The 19,348-nt window shown below is 67.1% G+C and carries 14 protein-coding genes; 5 read left to right on the top strand and 9 right to left on the bottom strand.

Annotation, left to right across the window (positions count from 1 at the left end; translation table 11 throughout):
* The 3 genes from gudD to ACY65G_RS27760 form a co-directional block, all read right to left on the bottom strand.
* On the bottom strand, positions 1–1,341 hold the full coding sequence (gudD, locus tag ACY65G_RS27770; RefSeq protein ID WP_464999003.1) for a glucarate dehydratase: 1,341 nt from the start codon (positions 1,339–1,341) through the stop codon (positions 1–3).
* A 14-nt stretch (positions 1,342–1,355) separates the two neighbouring features.
* Positions 1,356–2,723 carry an MFS transporter gene (locus ACY65G_RS27765; RefSeq protein ID WP_465000513.1) on the bottom strand — a complete coding sequence of 456 codons (1,368 nt, stop codon included), beginning with the start codon at positions 2,721–2,723 and terminating at the stop codon, positions 1,356–1,358.
* Positions 2,724–2,930: 207 nt separating this feature from the next.
* Positions 2,931–3,815 (bottom strand): LysR substrate-binding domain-containing protein, encoded by an 885-nt coding sequence (locus tag ACY65G_RS27760; RefSeq protein ID WP_465000512.1) that lies wholly within the window; start codon positions 3,813–3,815, stop codon positions 2,931–2,933.
* A gap of 132 nt (positions 3,816–3,947) precedes the next feature.
* Between ACY65G_RS27760 and ACY65G_RS27755 the strand changes: the two genes are divergently transcribed.
* The 3 genes from ACY65G_RS27755 (at position 3,948) to ACY65G_RS27745 (ending at position 7,767) form a co-directional block, all read left to right on the top strand.
* The gene (locus ACY65G_RS27755; protein WP_465000511.1) at positions 3,948–4,826 is read left to right on the top strand and encodes a lysostaphin resistance A-like protein; all 879 of its coding nucleotides are present in this window, start codon (positions 3,948–3,950) and stop codon (positions 4,824–4,826) included.
* A gap of 363 nt (positions 4,827–5,189) precedes the next feature.
* Positions 5,190–6,692 (top strand): MFS transporter, encoded by a 1,503-nt coding sequence (locus tag ACY65G_RS27750; RefSeq protein ID WP_465000510.1) that lies wholly within the window; start codon positions 5,190–5,192, stop codon positions 6,690–6,692.
* A 34-nt stretch (positions 6,693–6,726) separates the two neighbouring features.
* Positions 6,727–7,767: a glycoside hydrolase family 43 protein gene (locus ACY65G_RS27745; protein ID WP_465000509.1), complete on the top strand. Its 1,041-nt coding sequence runs from the start codon at positions 6,727–6,729 to the stop codon at positions 7,765–7,767.
* 203 nt (positions 7,768–7,970) lie between these two features.
* On the opposite strand, the gene ACY65G_RS27740 is transcribed toward ACY65G_RS27745, so the two are convergent.
* Positions 7,971–9,947, bottom strand: coding sequence for a beta strand repeat-containing protein (locus tag ACY65G_RS27740; protein WP_465000508.1), 1,977 nt, complete (start codon positions 9,945–9,947; stop codon positions 7,971–7,973).
* A gap of 57 nt (positions 9,948–10,004) precedes the next feature.
* Here ACY65G_RS27740 and ACY65G_RS27735 point away from each other — a divergent pair, with 57 nt between their 5' ends.
* A complete protein-coding gene (locus ACY65G_RS27735) occupies positions 10,005–13,091 on the top strand; it encodes a sensor histidine kinase (protein WP_465000507.1) in 3,087 nt (1,028 codons plus the stop codon).
* On the opposite strand, the gene ACY65G_RS27730 is transcribed toward ACY65G_RS27735, so the two are convergent.
* From ACY65G_RS27730 to ACY65G_RS27715, 4 genes are all read right to left on the bottom strand, one after another.
* Positions 13,075–14,175, bottom strand: coding sequence for a porin (locus ACY65G_RS27730; RefSeq protein WP_465000506.1), 1,101 nt, complete (start codon positions 14,173–14,175; stop codon positions 13,075–13,077). The genes ACY65G_RS27735 and ACY65G_RS27730 overlap by 17 nt on opposite strands.
* Before the next feature lie 28 nt (positions 14,176–14,203).
* Entirely contained in the window at positions 14,204–14,914 is a 711-nt protein-coding gene (locus ACY65G_RS27725; RefSeq protein WP_465000505.1) for a sulfite exporter TauE/SafE family protein, read from the bottom strand.
* Complete coding sequence (locus ACY65G_RS27720; RefSeq protein WP_465000504.1) at positions 14,911–16,326, bottom strand: amidohydrolase family protein; 1,416 nt, start codon at positions 16,324–16,326, stop codon at positions 14,911–14,913. The genes ACY65G_RS27725 and ACY65G_RS27720 overlap by 4 nt, the downstream gene beginning before the upstream one ends.
* An 82-nt stretch (positions 16,327–16,408) precedes the next feature.
* A complete protein-coding gene (locus tag ACY65G_RS27715; RefSeq protein ID WP_465000503.1) occupies positions 16,409–17,872 on the bottom strand; it encodes a uracil-xanthine permease family protein in 1,464 nt (487 codons plus the stop codon).
* On the opposite strand from ACY65G_RS27715, the gene ACY65G_RS27710 reads away from it, so the two are divergent.
* Positions 17,871–18,071 (top strand): hypothetical protein, encoded by a 201-nt coding sequence (locus tag ACY65G_RS27710; protein ID WP_465000502.1) that lies wholly within the window; start codon positions 17,871–17,873, stop codon positions 18,069–18,071. The two genes, ACY65G_RS27715 and ACY65G_RS27710, sit on opposite strands and share 2 nt — an antisense overlap.
* Positions 18,072–18,209: 138 nt before the next feature.
* Here the strand turns inward: ACY65G_RS27710 and ACY65G_RS27705 are convergent, their stop codons facing one another.
* On the bottom strand, positions 18,210–19,277 hold the full coding sequence (locus ACY65G_RS27705) for a LacI family DNA-binding transcriptional regulator (protein ID WP_465000501.1): 1,068 nt from the start codon (positions 19,275–19,277) through the stop codon (positions 18,210–18,212).
* Between the last annotated feature and the right edge of the window lie 71 nt (positions 19,278–19,348).

The following is a 19,348-nucleotide window of genomic DNA, read 5'->3' as shown; positions in this document are numbered from 1 at the left end:
TCAGCGCACCAGGCAAGGCTTCTTGTTGTCGAACTGCCAGTTCGGCACGAGGAACTGCATGGCCGCCGCATCGTCGCGCGCACCGAGCCCCATGTTCTTGTACGCCTGGTGCGCCTTTTCCAGTTCCGCCTCATCGAGCTCGATGCCCAGGCCCGGCTTTTGCGGAATGGCGATGAAACCGCCTTCGATCCGCATCGGCTCCTTCGTCAGGCGCTGGCCGTCCTGCCAGATCCAGTGCGTGTCGATCGCCGTCACCTTGCCCGGCGCCGCCGCGCCCACGTGCGTGAACATCGCCAGCGAAATGTCGAAATGGTTGTTCGAGTGCGAACCCCACGTGAGGCCGAACATCTGGCACAGCTGCGCCACGCGCACGGAGCCCTGCATGGTCCAGAAGTGCGGGTCGGCCAGCGGAATGTCGACCGACTGCAGCTGGATCGAGTGGGCCATCTGGCGCCAGTCGGTGGCGATCATGTTGGTGGCCGTCGGCAGGCCCGTGGCGCGGCGGAACTCGGCCATCACTTCGCGGCCCGAGAAACCGTTCTCGGCGCCGCACGGGTCTTCCGCATAGGCGAGGATGCCGTGCTTGTCGCGGCACACGCGGACCGCTTCCTGCAGCGACCAGGCGCCGTTCGGGTCCAGCGTCACGCGCGCTTCGGGAAAGCGCTCGTGCAGCGCGACGATCGCTTCCATCTCCGCGTCGGCGCTCAGCACGCCGCCCTTCAGCTTGAAGTCGTTGAAACCGTAGCGCTCGCGCGTGGCCTCGGCCAGGCGCACGATGCTTTCGGGCGTCAAGGCTTCTTCATTGCGCAGGCGGAACCACGCGTCGCCGGCATCCGGTTCGGCGCGGTAGTCCAGATTGGTTTTCCTGCGGTCGCCGACATAAAACAGGTAGCCGAGCATCTCCACCTTGTCGCGCTGCCGGCCCTCGCCCAGCAGATCAGCCACGGGCACGTTCATGAACTGGCCCAGCAAATCGAGCAGCGCCGATTCCATCGCCGTCACGGCGTGGATCGTGATGCGCAGGTCGAAGGTCTGCTGGCCGCGGCCACCGGCGTCGCGTTCGGCGAACGTGCTGCGCATCGCGTTGAGGATGTTGTTGTATTCGCCCAGGCTCTTGCCGATCACGAGGGAGCGCGCGTCTTCCAGCGTCTGCCGGATCTTCTCGCCGCCCGGCACTTCGCCCAGGCCCGTGTTGCCGGCGCTGTCGGTGAGGATCACGATGTTGCGGGTGAACCAGGCGCCGTGCGCGCCGGAGAGGTTGAGCAGCATGCTGTCCTGGCCCGCGACGGGCACGACACGCATGTCGGTAACGGTGGGGGCGCCGGAAACGTAGTTGGTCATGGTGGTTTATCCAGTTATTTGATCAGGGATTTCGTCAACGTGACACGCTTGATGTCGCCCACGATGAACAGGTAGCAGAAGATCGCGACCGCCGCGTTGGCGCCGACGAACACCAGGGCGCCGGAGAACGAACCCGTGTTCTGCACGATGTAGCCGATGACGATCGGCGTGGTGATGCCGGCGGTGTTGCCGAAGGTGTTGAACAGTGCGCCGGAGAGGCCGCCCGCTTCCTTCGGCGACGTGTCGGCGACCACGGCCCAGCCCAGCGCGCCGATGCCCTTGCCCAGGAAAGCCAGCGACATCACGGCCACGACCAGCATGTCCGTCTCGATGTAGTTGCAGCCGATCATGCTCATCGACAGGAACATGCCCAGCACGATGGGCACCTTGCGGGATACGGACAGCGAATAACCGGCCTTGCTCAGGCGGTCGGACAGCCAGCCGCCGGCGATGCCGCCGAGGAAACCGGCGATAGCCGGCATCGAGGCCACGAAGCCCGCCTTCAGGATCGTCATGCCGCGTTCCTGCACGAGGTACACGGGAAACCAGGTCAGGAAAAAATACGTCAGCGTGGTGATGCAGTACTGCGCCACGTAAACCCCCAGCAGCATGCGGTTCGACAGCAGCTCCTTGATGGCGGCGAACACGTCGACCTTGCTCGGCTCCGCGCCATGCTTCGTTTCTTCCAGGTCGACCAGCGCGCCGCCTTCCTTGATGTACTGGAGTTCGGCCGCGTTGATCGACGGGTGCTGGCGCGGGCCGTGGATGACCTTCAGCCACACGAACGCCAGGCCGATCCCCAGGCCGCCCATCACGTAGAACACGCTGTGCCAGTCGTAGGTGTGCACCAGCCAGCCCATGATCGGGGCAAACAGCACGGTGGCAAAATACTGCGCCGAATTGAATACGGCGGCGGCCAGGCCCCGTTCGTGGGTGGGGAACCAGGACGAGGCGATGCGGCTGTTGCCGGGGAACGAAGGCGCCTCGGCGGCGCCGACCAGCAATCGCAAGGCGAACAGCAGCGCCACCGCGGTGGCACCCGTGAAGAAGCCGATGGCGCCCGTGAACATCGTGAACAGCGACCACAGGAAGATACTGAAGAAATACGTGATGCGGGTGCCGAAGCGGTCCAGCAGCCAGCCGCCCGGCAGCTGGGCCAGCACGTAGGACCAGGCGAAGGCCGAGAATACATAGCCCATTTCCACGGCCGACAGGCCGAGATCGGCCTTCAGGCTCGGGCCGGCGATCGAGATCGTGGCGCGGTCCGCATAGTTGATGGTGGTGACGGCGAACAGCATCGCCAGGATGGTCCAGCGGGTGCGGGTGCGGGTGCGGGTGGCGGACGAGGTTGCGGCTTTGTCGATCGGTGGTGCGTGCTGCATGGTGTCTCCTGTTGTCTTGTACGCCCGGGAATCATATGCCTGCGCTCCCGTGCCAACAAACCAATAAGTGACGGCACCAATCCAATAATTGAATTACTCCTGATCAAGAGCCTGCCGGTGCGATGGCGCTTTCAGCCATTGCATCAACGGGTTAGTACCCCGATCAGCTTCCTGATCGATGCACGGCCGGCATCGACGCCGCGCTGTCTAGCCGGAGTGAAAACTCGGCAGCACGTCGCGCTTGAACAGCTGCAGCACGGGATTTTCGTTGTCGCGGCGGTAGGCGCACACGGTTTCCACGGGCTCCGTTTCCATCCGGCGCATCACGATGCCATCGAACTGCAGGCGCGATGCGCCTTCGGCGATCAGCGCGGCGCCCAGCCCGGCACGCACCAGTGCCAGCATCGTGTGTACCTGGCCGATGTGTTCGACGATGTCGGGCACCACGCCGGCCCGCTCGAAGCGTTCGCTGAGCATCTGGTGGAACGGCCGCGCCTCGTAGGGCGAATACATAACGAAGGGCTTGCCGTGCAGGCTGGCCAATGTGGGCTCGGCCGGCCATTGGTCTGCTTCCCGTTCCGGGATCGCCAGCATCAGCGCCTCGCGCGCCAGCAGCATGCTTTGCAGTTCCGGGTTCATGGGGTGCGGGCGCATCAGGCCGAGGTCGAGCTGGCCCGCGTTCAGTGCCTCGACTTGGGTCGTGCTGACCAGCTCCTTCAAGGTCAGCGAGATGCCGGGCGACCGTTCGCGCAGGCGGCGCACCACCTCGGGCAACAGGCTGTAGCCGGAAGCGGAGGTAAAACCGATCGCCAGCGTGCCCTGCTCGCCCTTCGCGGCGCGGCGGGCCGTAAAGATTGCCTCTTCGGCCATGCGCAGGATGCGGGACGCTTCGGGAAAGAACGCCTTGCCGGCCGCCGTCAGCCGCACCGTGCGGCTGTTCCGTTCCAGCAGCTGGGCGCCGACATGGTGCTCGAGCAGGCGGATCTGGCGGCTCAGCGGCGGCTGGGTCATGTTGAGGCGTTCGGCCGCGCGGCTGAAGTGCAATTCCTCGGCCACTGCGACAAAGCAGCGGAGCTGGCTGATCTCGAACATCGTGCGGTTCCTGGAGCGATGGAGCCGCCATTCTAAGGTACAGACCACGGGAGCCATCGCGGCATGCATCTCGGCAGCCATCGGCATTGCCCGTTTGTCTATAATGGCCAACCTTCCCCTCTTGCGCCGACCATGACTTCGTTGCCGCCCTCGTTCTGGCCACTGGCCGCCGCCTGGCTCCTTGCCGTACTGTCGCTGTGGGTGCCCCCGCTGGGGCGCGTTCCCGCATGGCCTATCGGCCTGGCCATTGTCGTCGCTACCGCGGTGGCGCTCGGCGCGATGCAGCCGGCCGGCGTGCTAGCCCTGCTGGCGCTCATCGCACTGTGCGCCGGCTGGCAGCGCGCCACGCATCGGGTCTTGAAGGGCGTGCTGCTGGCGGCGATCGCGTTGCTGTCGCTCGCGCTTGCGCTGCACGCCGTTCCCGGCTTCGCCAACCCGCTCCTGATCGACAAGCTGCAGGTCAGCGCGGCATCGGTTCCCGTGTCGCTGTACCTGAACCTGGACAAGACAGCCGTCGGCATCGTGCTGTGCGCCACGTTCGCCAATGTTGCGCGTGACCGCGGGTCATGGGGCGCCGTGGCCGCCGCATGGCCCGTGATCGTGGCGACGCCGGTCATCGTGCTGCTGGCCGGCTATGGCGCCGGCGTCATCGCCATCGACCCGAAGTGGTTCGCCAGCTGGTTCCACTACGCGCCGCTGTTCCTGCTGCTGAACCTCTTCACGACGTGCCTTGCCGAGGAAGCCTTCTTCCGTGCGCTGGTCCAGGGCCGGCTCGCCTCCGCGCTGGCGCACCGGCCGAACGGCCCGCGTATCGCGGTGGCTGCGGCCGCCATCCTGTTCGGCGTGGCCCACGCCCACGGCGGCCCCGCGCTCATCGTGCTGGCCACGTTCGCCGGCTTCGGTTACGGCCTGGCCTACCAGCGCAGCGGCCGGATCGAGGCCGCGATCCTCACGCACTTCGCGCTCAACGCCACGCACTTCCTGATGTTCACCTACCCCGCGCTGCGCTGAATGTTGCCCAGAAAATGGGGTACGTCCCCATTTTTGGTGCAACATTGCTCGAAAAATGGGGACGGACCCTGTTTTTGAGGAAACTGTTCGCGCAAAAAAAATGCCGGCTCGGGGCCGGCGAATTCCAATTCTCTGGGAGAGTTGGAGGAGACAGGTGCATCATCGCAGCTGCTCCGGCATTCCGCCACTTTATTTCCCGCATGACACAGATAAGTTTTGTGAATAACTGTTCACGCGCATATCGGTAGCGCAACCAGAAATATTCCAACAACCGATGAACTTGGGCTAACATATAGAAATGGTTGCGCTATTCATTTGCGATAACGCGAGTGTTACAACCTCATAACGATAAAGCGAGACATCATGACCAACATGCAACAGCCTGCCGTGGAGCCGGGCGCTGCCGACCGCCTGACGGTCACGGAGAAAGTCGGCTACTGCCTGGGCGACCTGGCAGCCAACCTGATCTTCCAGACCCTGCTGACTTTCATCGCCTTCTTCTACACGGACGTATTCAAGGTCTCCCCCAACGCGGCGGCCACGATCATCTTTGCCGGCGGTCTTGTCGGCGCGTGCTTCAATCCGCTGATGGGCCTGATCGCCGACCGCACGGTCACGCGCTGGGGCAAGTTCCGTCCGTGGATCCTGTGGACGTCGATTCCGTTCGGCCTGATCGCCATCCTCGCCTTCAGCACGCCGGACCTGGGCCCGGACGGCAAGATCATCTATGCCTCGCTCACCTACGTGCTGCTGATGCTCGTGTATTCGGCCAACAACCTGCCCTACTCCGCACTGTCCGGCGTGCTGACCGGCAGCATGTCCGAGCGTAACAGCCTGTCGGCCTACCGCTTCGTGGCCGTGATGGTGGCGCAGTTCATCATCCAGGTGCTGCTGCTGCCGCTCGTGCTGATCCTCGGCGATGGCGACAAGGTGGCGGGCTTCCGCAACACGATGATCATCTTTGCCATCGCCGGCACGATCTGCTTCCTGATCACGTTCTTCACCACGCGCGAGCGCATCGTGCCCACGGCGGCGCAGCGCTCCAGCATCGGCCAGGACATCACGGACCTGCTGCGCAACCGCCCGTGGATGGTGATGCTGACCGTGACGATCCTCGTGTTCATCACGCTGGCGCTGAAGGGCGGCATGTACATCTATTACTTCCGCAGCTACCTGTCGAGCCAGCACCTGGCCGCGTTCCTGCAGGACGTGGGCTTCAACGGTTTCATCGCCGGTCTGAACGCCGTGCTGGCAAGCGTGGGCCTCACCGCGTTCCAGTGGCCGGAAGACGCGCCGACGTCCGCGTTCAGCGTGTTCAATGCGATCGGCATCGTGATGATGATCATCGGCATCGGCTTCTCCCGTCCGCTGGCGGACCGCTTCGGCAAGCGCGAAGTATTCGGCGTCGCGCTGTTCATCTCCACGCTGTTCATGCTGGCGTTCTACTTCTATGCGCCCACGTCGATCGGCATCGTCTTCGTGTCGCAGCTGCTGCACGGCTTCTTCTACGGCATCACGATCCCGCTGCTGTGGGCCATGATTGCCGACGTGGCCGACTATTCGGAATGGAAAAACAACCGCCGCGCCACGGCGCTGCTGTTCTCGGCCATGATCTTCGGCCTGAAGGCGGGCCTCTCCATCGGCGGCGCCATGGTCGCCGCGCTGCTGTCGACCGTCGGCTATGACGCCACGCAGGCGGTGCAGCCCCCGGCCGTGGCCGACGGCATCCGCCTGTCCGTCAGCCTGTACGCGGCGATCCCGTTCCTGCTCGCCGTCGGCAGCCTGGCATTCTATGAAATCAGGAAGTCGATGGAACGCACCATCGAACAGGAACTGGGCCTGCGCCGCGCCGCAGCCCCGCGATAGTCCAATCACCATCAACATCGGAAACAGCAACGACATGGCAGACTCCAAGGACAACCAGGCACGCGTTGAACAGCTCAAAAGCAGCGCGATCTCGCAACCGCTCGTCACGCACGTCTACACGGCCGACCCGTCGGCCCACGTGTTCGACGGCCGCATCTATCTCTACCCGTCGCACGACATCGAAGCCGGCGTTCCGTTCAACGACAACGGCGACCATTTCGCGATGGAGGATTACCACGTCTTCTCGATGGACCGCCCCGATGGCGACGTGACCGACCACGGCGTGGCGCTGCACGTGAAGGACGTGCCGTGGGCGGCGCGCCAGATGTGGGCGCCGGACGCGGCACGCAAGGATGGCCGCTATTACCTGTACTTCCCCGCCAAGCGCGCCGACGGCATCTTCCAGATCGGCGTGGCGACGAGCGACAGCCCGACCGGCCCGTTCACGGCCGAAGCGGCACCGATCGAAGGCAGCTATTCGATCGACCCGGCCGTGTTCGAGGATGGCGGCGAACACTACATCTACTTCGGCGGCATCTGGGGCGGCCAGTTGCAGAAATACCGCGACAACACCTACGGCGCGTCCCACGAGGAGCCGGGAGACGACGAGCCGGCGCTGACGGCCCGCGTGGCCCGCCTGTCGGCCGACATGAAACAGTTCGCCGAGGCGCCGCGCGCCGTGGTCATCCTCGACGAGGACGGCAAGGAACTGCTGGCGGGCGACCACGACCGCCGCTACTTCGAGGGCCCGTGGATGCACAAGTACCGCGGCAAGTACTACTTCTCGTACTCGACCGGCGATACCCACTTCCTGTGCTACGCCACGGCCGACAATCCGTACGGCCCGTTCACGTACCAGGGCAGGATCCTGACACCGGTGATCGGCTGGACCACGCACCATTCCATCGTCGAGGTGGAGGGCCGGTGGTTCCTGTATTACCACGACAGCAGCCTGTCCGGCGGCATCACGCACCTGCGCTCGGTGAAGGTCACGGAACTGTTCTACGACGACGACGGGCGCATCGTCACGCTGTATCCGTATGGCGAGGACAACCAGCAGGTCGATATCGCCTGATACGCCTCCCGATGTGAAAAGCCCGGCATAGGCCCCAATGCCGTTCAGTTAGCGTTCGGCCGGCATGTCGAATCCGCATGCATACACCCCAAAAGCGAAGGTCTGGGGTCAGACCCGCTGGGTCTGACCCCGGCATCTGCCGCTGGGTTGGCTTATCTGAACGGCACTACGGCATGTGCCGGGCTTTTTGCTTTGTGGCCGGCTTACACCGCCGCGGCCTTCCTCCGCCGCGCCGCGGCGGTCACGATCCCCAGTCCGCCAAGCAGCATGCCGAGGGTCGCCGGCTCCGGCACCGCACTGACATTCGTGTAGCTGCCGTCGAAACTGTACGTCACGCCCACGCCATCGATCGTGGTCGCACCGATCAGCTGGGAAAACGCCGCATTGCCCGCATAGTCGCCAAGGAAGCGCAGCGTGAAGCTGCCGCCCGCCTGCGTCAGCGCCAGCGATTCGCCGGCCGCGATCGTGCCCAGGCCATTGAAGGTCAGCACGGTGTCGCCCAGCACGATGGTCGAGCTGTCGGCCAGCGCCAGGCTGGCGAAGGTTTGCGACGCGGCAGCCGCCAGGTCCAGCGTGCCGCCGGCCAGCACCAGCGCGCTGCCGGCGCCGACGACATCCGCGCCCTGCAGCGCCAGCGCGCCGCTCCGGATTTCCACGCTCGCGAAATTCGTGATCGCGCCGGCGTAGGCAAAGCGGCCGCCGGCGCCGGCATCGACGACCAGCGTATTGGTACCCAGGCCGCCATCGATGGAACCCAGCACCGCGGCACTGCCGCCGTTGATCACGAGCCTGTCGTTGCCGCCGCCGAAGGCGATCGCCTTGCCGCTGCTGCTGCCGTCGATCGTGCCGGCGTTCGTGATCGATGCGTCGTCGGCATTCGTGCGGATCGCGGCCGCGGTGGTGCCGCCGCCGCGGATCGTGCCGCCCACGTGATTGTCGATGCTGACCTGGTAGCCGCTGGCCGTGCCGCCAGTCACGGCGATCGCGGAATCGCCCTGGCCGCGGATCACGCCGCCGCCCTGGTTGATGATCGCCGCATTGCCGTACAGGCCTTCGCGGGTGCCGGCCAGCGGGCCGGTCTCGACGTCGTTGCCGGCCAGCGTGATGCCACGGCCCACGGCATTGGTATTGCCCGCCGCGACCAGCCCCTCGATGGTGCCGCTGTTGACGATCGTGCCGCCGCCGGCCGAGATGCCTTCGCTGTATGCCAGGCCGCCCGCGTCCACCGCGTTCAGCGAGCGGATTACGCCCGTGTTCATGATGTTCACGAGACCATCCACGTCGACACCGTCGCCGTCGCCCGTCACGCCGTTGCCCGAAATAAGGCCGCCGTTGACGACCAGGACCACTTGCCGGCCATTGAAGCCGTCGACATTGATGCCGGAACCGTCGTTGCCGCGCACGATGCCGCCGGCCAGGTTCGTCAGGTCCAGCGTCGACGTCGTGTTCGCGTTCTTCTGTTCGAACGTGATGCCGTGACGGGCGGCGTCCACCAGGCCCGTCGCCGCGTTTGTCACGCGAATGCCGCTGTTTTCCTGGCCGTCGATGCCGTCGCTGCTGCTGCCGGTCGCCGTCACCGAGCGGATCGTGCCGGCGTTGAACACGACGCCGCGCTCGCCCGGCCGCACGGCATCGGCCTCGCTGGCCAGCAGCAGGCCGCCCGCGTGGTTATTGATGGTATTCGCACCCGTCACCGCGTTGAAGTCGACGGCCTGCGCACCGCCGGCCGAAGCGTTGACCGAAACCAGCGATCCATAGTTGTCCAGCACGACGCTGGACGCGGGGCTGTTCATCTGGATCACGTCGGCATCGGCCGTGCGGATCAGCGCCGCGCCGTTCGTGATGCTGCCATTGGTAATGACGAACTGCTGCACGGCGCCGTTGGCGCGGATCGCGCGGCCGCCGCCCGTTTGCGTGATCGTGCCCTGGTTGTCCAGGATGACGTTGTCGCCCGTGACCGCCACGGCGACTGCCGAACCGCCCACGGTCAGCGAGGCACCCGCTGCCACGGAACCGGCCTGGCCATTGCCGAGGTTTTGCGCCGCGGTGGTGGTGCCTGCCGCGATGTTGAACGAGGCGGCATGGGCCAGCGCCGGGCCGGCCAGCGCCACGGCAAGCACCAGCATGTTGAACGGCAGGCCGGTGCGGCGGCACAGGATCGGGGAACGTGGCAGGGACATCGGGGGCTCCGGAAGAAAAGATAGTTGTCAAACTTAAACTACTTATATGACAACACCATGACGCCGGCTCTCGCCTGGCACCTGTTGCCCCCGGCCGGACTGGACGCCGCTTCGTTCCCATACGACAATTGCAAGATGTTATCCACCCACCGTCTCCGGGCGCTCCTCCATTCCTGCCTGCTGGCGCTGTGCGCCATCGGGCCGCCCGCGCACGCGCTCGATCCCGCCATCGCGCTGGACGGCTACCGCCACGACCGCTGGGGCGAAGCCGAAGGCGCGCCCCGCTTCATCGATACGCTGGCGCAGACGCCCGACGGCTGGCTGTGGGTTGCCGGCCGCCAGGCCGGCCTGTTCCGCTTCGACGGCGTGCGTTTCCAGCCGTATGAAACGGTGGACGGCAGCAGCCTGCAAAATCCGGCCGTCACCGTGCTGCGCCCGGCACGCAACGGTGCCTTGTGGATCGGCCATGGCCGCGGCGGCGTGACCGTGCTGCGCGACGGCAGCTACCGCCACCTGCTGTTGCCGGCGCAAACCGGCGCCGTGTACGCGATCGCCGAAGACAGCGACGGCGTGGCCTGGGCGGCCACCGGACGCGGCCTGTTCCGGCTGGCCGGCGGCAAGGCCGAGCGGGTGGGCATGGAACGGGGTTATCCGAACGCCCGCGCCGAATACGCGCTGGCCGATGGCGCCGGCCGGCTGTGGGCAGTCGATGGCCAGGCGCTGTACGTGATGGCGCCGGGCGGCAAGGCGTTCGAACGCGTGCGCGCCGCCAACACGAATGCAATGGTGATCGAAGCCGGCGATGGCGGCATATGGCTGGTGCAGGGCAAGGCGTTCGCCCGCGTGGCGCCCCCGTCGGCGCGCCGGGTGCCGCCCCCGCCCGGCCGCAGCAGCTCGTTCCAGTCGGTGTTCGACCGCGATGGCAACCTGTGGTCCGGCAACTGCCCGGTCGGCGTGTGCGTGCTGCGCCCGGCGCACTGGCGGCATGGCGCTGCGTTCACGCCGGTCGATGCCGCCGAGCGCTTCGACCAGCCATGGCAGATGACCAGCCTGACCGTGGTGTCGATGATGGAAGGCCGCGACGGCAGCATCTGGATCGGCACGCCATCGGGCCTGGAGCGGCTGCGCGACCAGCCGGTGCACATGGTGCCCGAGCTGTTCGACCGCGGCAAATCGCAGGCGGCGCCAGCGCTCGATGGCAGCATCCTCACGGTGCAGGTACGCCGGTACGACGACACGGCGAGCCTGTCGCGCATCGCCGGCGGCAAGGTCGAACGGCAGCCCGACCCGCTCGCCGCGCGCGCGCTCGACCGCGCACCGGACGGCACCCTGATACTGGCCGGTGAGCATGGCATTGCGCTGCACGCGCAGGATGGCGTACGGCGCATCGCCCTGCCGCCCGCCCTGGCCGGCACGCCCAACCTGCGGATCAACCGCGTGATGGCGGGCTTCGACGAATTCTGGCTGTGGACCGCGCAAGCCGGTACCTGGCACTACGGCGCTGGCCGCTGGTCACCGCCGCCGGCGGACCGCGATGAACGCCCAATTGTCGTGGCGGCCGATACCGCCAACCGCACCTACCTGGGGCTGCCCGACAATCGCCTGCGCATCGTCGACGGTGCCGGCGTGCGCGAATACGGCCCCGACGACGGTCTCGCCGTCGGCAAGTTCACGCTCATTTCGCCGGGCACGCCGCTGCTCGTGGCCGGCGTGGAAGGCACACAGATCCTCGCCGGTGGGCGCTTCCAGCCGCTCCGGGCCGACGTGCCGGGCGGGCTGGGCGTCGTCACTGGCCTCACGGCAGGTCCTGGCGGCACCCGCTGGCTGAACGCCGAACGGGGCATCTTCCGCGTCCAGCCCGGCGCCTGGTCGCGCACGCTGGCCGATCCGCGACTGCCGTTGAAGGGAACGCTGTTCGATTCGTTCGAGGGCTACGTGGGTGGCGGAGAATCGTCGCATCTCACCAACACGGCTTTCGCCGCGCCCGATGGCAGGCTGTGGTTCACCGGCGAACGCGGGCTGGCCTGGATCGATCCCGGCAAGCTCCCGCCGGACGCCGCCATGCCGGACCTGGAAGTGCTGTCCGTGACGGCCGGCGGCAAGCGCCATCGCGCCGCCATGCCGGTGCGGCTTCCCGAAGGCACCGAGGATGTGCAGGTCGACTACACGGTGCCCAGCCTGCGTACGCCGCAGCGCGTCACCTTCCGCTACCGGATGGCCGGCAGCGAAGCGTGGCAGGATGCCGGCACGCGCCGCACGGCGTTCTTCCAGCGCCTCGGCCCAGGCGACCATGCGTTCGATGTCATGGCCTTCGACGAACGCGGTACCGCCAGCCGCATCACGACACTACGCTTTCACATCGCGCCGCGCTTCACGCAGACATGGTGGTTCCGCGGCGCGGCGACACTCGCAGCGGTGCTGCTGATAGCGCTCGCTTACCGGCTGCGCACGCGCCGCATGGCCGCCCGCATCGAGGAACAATTGCTGGTGCGCGTGCGCGAACGCGAATCGATCGCCCGCTCGCTGCACGACACGTTCCTGCAAAGCGTGCAAGGCATGCTGCTCAGCATGCACGCGGCGATGGTGAAGCTGCCGCCCGCCAGCCCGGTAAGGGTGGAATTGGAACGGGTGCTCGAGCGCGCCGAACTCGTGCTGGTCGAAGGGCGCGATGAAGTGCGGGGGCTGCGCGGCGAATTCGCGTCGGACGGCGATTTCTGGGGATCGCTGCTGCGCGACGTCGAGCTCACCGTGCCGCGCAGCGTGGAACGGGTGCGGCTGATCGGCCCCGAGGCCGTGGCCCGGCTGCGGCCGAAGCTGCAGCGCGACGTGTACGCGATCGCCCGCGAGGCACTGACCAATGCGCTGCGGCATACCCCCGGCCCGGTCACGCTGCTGGCCGATGCCAGCGCACGCGAGTTTACGTTGTCGGTGAGCGACGAGGGAGCCGGCCTGGGCGCATTCGCCGATGGCAAGCCCGGTCACTTCGGCCTGCCGGGCATGCGCGAGCGCGCCGCGCAGATCGGCGCCCGGCTGCATTTCGACAGCAGCGCGGCCGGCACCTGCGTGGTGCTCGTCGTGCCTGGCGCGTTTACACGGGCGCATGCGGACGACGCGACCGCGGATGCCCTTAAAACCGATGCCTGATGCCGGCGATAACCGTGTGCGCCCGCGCCTGCCCCGTGATACGGTCGGCCATGGCCACGGCGTAAAGGTCGGTGCGCTTCGACAGGTGATGGTCATAGCCTGCCGACACGGTGTTGCGCGCCAGCGCCGGGCCGTCGAGCGGGCCGCTGCGCCGTGTCTTCGCCCATGACACGAGAAACGCGCCGCCACCAGCCGGCACGTTCGCCCCCAGCTGGAACGTGCGGTCGCGGACATCGGCATCGCTGCTGGCGCGCTGGAACGTGCCATACAGCTTCGCGAACCCGGCGTCGCCGATGGCGCCGACGAACCACGCCAGCTGGCGCGACGGCGATCCGGGCGCGTTGAGCGCGGAGCGAGGCAGGCCGGGATCGAGCGGATTGTTGACGGCCACCCGCTGCACGTAGGCGGCCAGCGCGAGCGGCCCGCGCGTGTACGATCCGCGCGCACCCACGTTGCGCTTGCCCGAATGCCCGGCGACTTCGCCGAACTGGTAGTGCAGGTCCAGCGTGAAACCGTCGAACTCCGGCGTCGTATACGACACCTGGTTGCTCCACCCGGTGTCGCCGGCGATCGCATTGCGCCAGGTGGCGCGATCGCCATTGGTCTGCACGTAGGAATGCAGCAGCGGCGATACCACGGTGGAGTTGCCGAACGGGTTGAAGCGCACGGTCGGGAAGAAGTTCGGGCTCGTGCAGGCGCCGACGTGGACCGCGCCGAAGCGCCCCTTCAGGCCGATGTTGGCATCGCGCGAAAAGAAGGTATCGCTCGGAAAGCGGCCCTGCATCCCGGTATCGGGCTTGAAGAACGACGTCAGCGCGAACTGCGCCTGCAAGCCGTCGCCCAGGTCTTCCGTGCCGGTCACGCCGAACCACGATGTCGACATGCCGCCGGCACCCACGCTGGCCACGGCGGATGACATGCCGCTCAGCTGGTTCCTGCCCACGTAGCTGTCGATCAGGCCCGTCAAGCGCAGCGTCGGCTGGGCCTGAGTGTTGCTGCAGGCCGCTGCCAGCATGGCGGCGGCGGCGAGTTTCCGGTGTGCGAATTTACGATGCTTGTTGCTGGTGCTGGCAATCTGGAACATAAGGTCTCCGGGTACGCGTAACGACGGATCAGTGGTGGACGAGGATGAACACACCGGACACGATGGCGAATGCCAGCACGGCGATGCGCAGGAAGCGCGCGTTGACCCGGTGGTAGACGGCCTGGCTGGCGACCAGTCCGATCACGAGCGCCGGCAGCGCCCAGGCCACCGTGCCGAACGTGCCGGTGTCGATCCGGCCGCTGATGGCCAGCACCACGATCGAGATGATTTCGCCCAGCAGGAAGCACAGCGCCACGGACGATCGCAGCGTTGGCGCCGGCATGTGCTGGTAGACCAGCGCCAGCGGCGGCCCGCCGATGCCGGTCGCCGTTTCCGTGATGCCGGTAAACAGGCCCGCGGACAGGAAGGCGCTTTTCTTCGGCGCGAACGATGGCATCGCCAGCGTGGCGACGGCGGCCAGGATCGTCGTCGCGCCGATCATGATGTTCAGCGCGGAAGGCGGCAATGCCAGCAGCACGGCCAGCCCGCCGAAGGTGCCGGCCGCGCGCCCGCCGGTGATCCATGCCACGCCACGCCGGTCGAGCGAGCGCCATTCGCGCCACGCCACGTAGGCGTTCAGGGGCAGCATCATCAGCAGCAGCCCCCCCGGCAGCAGTTCGGGCTTCAGGAGGCCCAGCACGGGCGCCACGATGAGCGCGAAACCCATGCCGGTGGTGCCCTGGATGAACGTGCCGGCAAACACGGCAAGGCCGATCCAGGCCAGGATATCCGTGCTCATCGTTCCGCCCCCGCATTGGCGGCCGCCATGCGGCATGCCTCGGTGGTGCCGTGCAGCTTCGCGATGGGGGCGTCGGCCACCACGGCGCGGGCCACTTCCGCCACCTCCGCCACGAAGGCCCTGCCATCCCAGTCCACCGGCCAGCCATCGAGCAGGCGCAGCTTGCCGGCCACGAACACCGCCATGATCTGGCTGCGGTTGGCGAGGCGGACCAGTTCCCATGTCAGGTCCCACGACGGCGTCATCTCCGGCACATCGAGGTCGAGCAGCAGGAAATCGGCTTCCCTGCCGGCGGCGATCTCGCCCGTGCTGCCCGCCATGCCGAGCACGTCGGCACCGCCCAGCGTGGCGCGGTCGAACCAGCGCCACCCGGCACCGCACGAGGAATCGCCGACCGCCAGCCCGAACGCGTAGCGTTGCGCCGCCTCGGCATGGTCGAGCAGGCGGAAACCGTCGCCGCGCGTGCCGTCGGTGCCCAGGGCGATGCGGATGCCCAGCGTCGCCATCAGGTGCGCCGGCGCAACCGCATTGCCTTTCCACGCGCTGGCCACCGGGTTGTAGCTGACCGCCGCCCCGGTATCGCGCAGCATCGCGATCTCTTCCGGCGTCACCAGCGTGGCATGGGCCAACAGGGTGCAGGGATTCAGCGCGCCCAGGTGGTGCAGGTGTTCGATCGGCCGCCGCCGCCGCTGTTCGATCGAGCGTTCCACCGACGCCAGGTGCTCGTTGACGTGGGTCTGGAACATGCACCCGGATTCGTCGCACACATCGGCCACCCATTTCAGCATGCGGTCGGTGGCCGCTTCCGGGATCGAGATCGCCAGCGAAGGCTGCAACAGGTGGTTGCCGCCCCAGCGCTCGATATGCGCTTCCGCCCGGCGCTGGATATCCGTGAAGGATGGCGCCCCCGCCGCTACGCCAAGGTCGTTGCAGATCAGCCCGACGACCGAACGGATGCCGGTGTCGGCCAGCGCGCCCGTCACGGCATCGAGGGTGCCGCCGGCACGGGTGCCCGCGTCGCACACGGTCGTGAAGCCGCCCCGCAACGCTTCCAGCGCCGACAGTTTCGTGGCCATGTACAGGTGCTCGCTCGTCAGGCAGCCTTCCAGCGGCACCCACACGCGCCGGAAGATTTCCGACGGCTCCCCGAACACGAGCGACTTGCCGAACGACTGGGTCACGTGGTGGTGCGTATCGATGAAACCGGGCATCAGCAGCGTGCGCGGCAAGGTGTGGACCGGGATGCCCGGATGGCGGTCGCGCAGCACTGCGGCGGGAGCGACGTCGCGGAACTTGCCGCCGCCGAGCAGCACGCCGTGGGCGCGCACGGGGCCGTCCTTCAGCATGACCCATTCGGGCAGCAGCAGTTGCTCGGCATGGTCGAATTGTCTTGCAGTCAAGCCTGGTGTCATTGTGGTCCTTTGTCGATGAACGCGACCTGCCCTCCCGTCCGGCGGGATGGCGGCGAAGCGTGGTGGTACAGGTTGGTGGATGTCAGTGCGGGTCGGCCGGCGCGTCCGTGGCGCCCTTCGGGCCGAGGTGGAAGAAGAAGTAGTTCAGGAGCGCGGCAGTGATCGCGCCCATCGCCACGCCATTGCCGAGCAACATGCGCACATTCGGCGGGAAGTTGCTGTACATGCCGGGTATGACGATCGGCAGCAGGCCCACGCACAGTGCGACGGCAAGGATGTACATATTGGCGTGGTTGCGCAGGTCGGCCCGGCGCAGCATGTCGATGCCCATCACGCCGACGATGGCGAAGACGATGACGCCGGTACCGCCGACCACCGCCTCCGGCACGAGGCTCACCACTTTCGTCAGCGGCGCGAGCAGGCCGAACACCATGAGGATCAGGCCGGAAAACACGGTAACGAAGCGCGAGCGCACGCCGGTGGCCCGCACGACGCCGATGTTTTCACCGCTCGTGACGATCAGCGAAGTGCCGAACAGGCCACCCAGCAGCGACATGACGGCATCGCCCCGGATCGTCTTCGGCACGTCGCGCTTCTGGTCGATTTCCTTGCCCACGGTTTCGCTGATGGCGACCGTCTGGCCCGTCGCTTCGACCATCGAGATGACGGAGAAGATGATCAGCGGCAGCGCGGCGATGACGTCGAACCTGGGCACGCCGAACGGCAGGAACGTCGGCACGCTCACCAGCGGCCACAGCGGGATCGGCGCGCTGTGCACCGCGCCCAGCGCGAACGCGACGAAGGTGCCCGCCACGAGGCCGAGCAGGATCGACAACTGGCGCCACAGGCCGGTGAGCAGGCGCGAGAACAGCACGGTAAACAGGATGGTGGCGAAGGCCAGCACGATGTTCATGGGCTGGGCGAAGCCCGGCGTGCCCGGGCTGCCCGTGATCAGCAGGCCGGAGACCTTGACGAGGTTGACGGACACGAGCAGCAGCATCGTGCCGACGACCAGCGCGGGAAAGAAGCGCAGGCAGCACCGGAACAGCGGCAGGAACACGAAGTAGGCCGCCCCTGTCAGCAGGACGGCGCCGGCGGCGGTCTGCAGGTCCGTCTGCTGGGCGATCAGGATGAACAGCACGATGGGGGCGCCCCCCGGCAGCATGACGAACGGCAGCCGGGCGCCGACGCCGCGCGGCCCCAGCGACTGGAGCAGCGTGCCCAGGCCGCACAGGATGAAGGTGGCGCTGAGCAGGTTGATGGTCAGGTCGGGTGCGAAACCCAGCGCCTTGGCCATCATGAAGACCGAGGCGATCGGCGCGGCGGCCATCACCAGCACATGCTGCAGGCCGAACACGAACAGCTTGCCGAGCGGCAGGCGCTCGTCGACCGGCGCGGTTGCCGGCGCGGTTGCCGACGTGGTCGCCGCCGTGTCACTCGCCTGGCTGTCTTCCAGCCTTTCGTCCCCGGCGCCGCCGCGTGGCGCCGCCCTGCCCGATGGTCTTGCTCCCGCGCCGCTGGCGGCACTGGCCGAAATTTCCGTCATGTCTGTCTCCATGGTTGTTGGTCACTTCATTGGCGTCGGGCGGCCCGGTTACCGGTTGTGGCGCCTGCTCTGCGGCATGCTGCTGCAATCTTCCATGACCACCCCAAATCGATTTGGGACAAAGATTAAAAAAAAGAACGGCTGCCGGAGAAAGAGCCTGCCCAACCGGCAGTTGCAACGGCGGCGGGCCGGCGGATGACCGCGACATTTTTCCCAAATCGTTTTGGTAAGTGTAGGTGAACCCGGCGGCGCACGCAAGCGTTCCGTCCGGAATCGCGGTGGGGTTGTAAAAAAACAGCAACAGCCTTGGGGGCGTCGGGCCGGCGCCGGTTCGCCGTCAGGCCCGGGACGAGCGGCGCGGTACGAGGTCCGGCGCGGGGCCGCGGACGGTCTGCGGGCCATTGTCGCCATTGATGTGCTGGAACAGCAGCTCGACGGCCAGTGCCGACACCTGTTCGAGGTGCAGGTTGACCGCCGTGAGCGGCGGTACGGCGTTGCGCGCCCGCAGGCCGTCGTAGCGCGTCGCCACCATCACGTCGCCGGGCACGGCGCGGCCCATTTCGTCGAGCGCCGTGATCGCGCCGGACGCGAAGGCATCCACCGGCACGCAGATGGCATCGATGGCGGGAAAGTCGGCGAGCAGTTCATGGCAGGCGGCCCGCCCGGCCTCCTCGCCGCCGTATTCGTCGGCCTTGGCCACCATCTTGGGCAGGCGGTGGCGCCGGATGAACGCGGTGTACACCCGCTCCATCTCCTGGTAGGAATGCCGGTTCTGCGAGCCGACCAGCAGCGCGATGTGGCGCGCGCCCTGCGCGCGCAGGTGTTCCAGCAGCAGCTCTCCGGCCGCGGCGCTTTGCAGGTCGACCTGCGGGATCGGCAGCGTCTCGTCCACGACCCGGCCGATCGACACGACGGCGACGCCGCGCTCCCTGAGCCGGCGGATCTGCGGATCGTCGGCCACGGGTTCCACCACGAGCGCGCCATCGATATCGAGTTCGTCGATCAGCTGCTTCGATCCTTCCAGGTTCGGCACGAGGATCAGGGCCTGGCCGCGCCGCATTGCCGCCTCGGCCGCCACGGCCGCCACTTCCATCATGAAGCCGAGCCGCGACGATCCGCCGGCCACGGCGAACGGCATCGACGACAGCAGCGCGATGCTGTTCGCCTTGCCGGTGCGCAGGCGCTGGGCGCGCAGGTTCGGGCGGTAGCCCAGTTCGGTGGCGACACGCTTCACCCTGGCCCGGGTATCCGGATCGACATAGCCGCGGTCATTGAGCGCATGGGATACGGTCGTCAGCGACACGCCGGCGGCCAGCGCCACGTCCTTGATGGTGAGGCGGCGTGCCGGTGCAGGTGCCGGCTCCTGCGGCGGCGGCGCGTTCTGCTTGTCGTCTTTTTTCGTCATCTGCTCGGTCAGCGAAGTATTGGATCGCGAGCAGTGTACTTGATAGGCGGCCGTGCCGATGCCGGCCGCGG

It is taken from the genome of Pseudoduganella sp. jia 12 (assembly GCF_055502675.1).
This window is presented reverse-complemented; position numbering and strand designations above follow the sequence as displayed.

Coding starts and splice junctions, on each gene's coding strand:
- gudD (WP_464999003.1), bottom strand. CDS start 1,341: ATGACCAACTACGTTTCCGGCGCCCCCACCGTTACCGACATGCGTGTC.
- ACY65G_RS27765 (WP_465000513.1), bottom strand. CDS start 2,723: ATGCAGCACGCACCACCGATCGACAAAGCCGCAACCTCGTCCGCCACC.
- ACY65G_RS27760 (WP_465000512.1), bottom strand. CDS start 3,815: ATGTTCGAGATCAGCCAGCTCCGCTGCTTTGTCGCAGTGGCCGAGGAA.
- ACY65G_RS27755 (WP_465000511.1), top strand. CDS start 3,948: ATGACTTCGTTGCCGCCCTCGTTCTGGCCACTGGCCGCCGCCTGGCTC.
- ACY65G_RS27750 (WP_465000510.1), top strand. CDS start 5,190: ATGACCAACATGCAACAGCCTGCCGTGGAGCCGGGCGCTGCCGACCGC.
- ACY65G_RS27745 (WP_465000509.1), top strand. CDS start 6,727: ATGGCAGACTCCAAGGACAACCAGGCACGCGTTGAACAGCTCAAAAGC.
- ACY65G_RS27740 (WP_465000508.1), bottom strand. CDS start 9,947: ATGTCCCTGCCACGTTCCCCGATCCTGTGCCGCCGCACCGGCCTGCCG.
- ACY65G_RS27735 (WP_465000507.1), top strand. CDS start 10,005: ATGACGCCGGCTCTCGCCTGGCACCTGTTGCCCCCGGCCGGACTGGAC.
- ACY65G_RS27730 (WP_465000506.1), bottom strand. CDS start 14,175: ATGTTCCAGATTGCCAGCACCAGCAACAAGCATCGTAAATTCGCACAC.
- ACY65G_RS27725 (WP_465000505.1), bottom strand. CDS start 14,914: ATGAGCACGGATATCCTGGCCTGGATCGGCCTTGCCGTGTTTGCCGGC.
- ACY65G_RS27720 (WP_465000504.1), bottom strand. CDS start 16,326: ATGACACCAGGCTTGACTGCAAGACAATTCGACCATGCCGAGCAACTG.
- ACY65G_RS27710 (WP_465000502.1), top strand. CDS start 17,871: ATGTCTGTCTCCATGGTTGTTGGTCACTTCATTGGCGTCGGGCGGCCC.
- ACY65G_RS27715 (WP_465000503.1), bottom strand. CDS start 17,872: ATGACGGAAATTTCGGCCAGTGCCGCCAGCGGCGCGGGAGCAAGACCA.
- ACY65G_RS27705 (WP_465000501.1), bottom strand. CDS start 19,277: ATGACGAAAAAAGACGACAAGCAGAACGCGCCGCCGCCGCAGGAGCCG.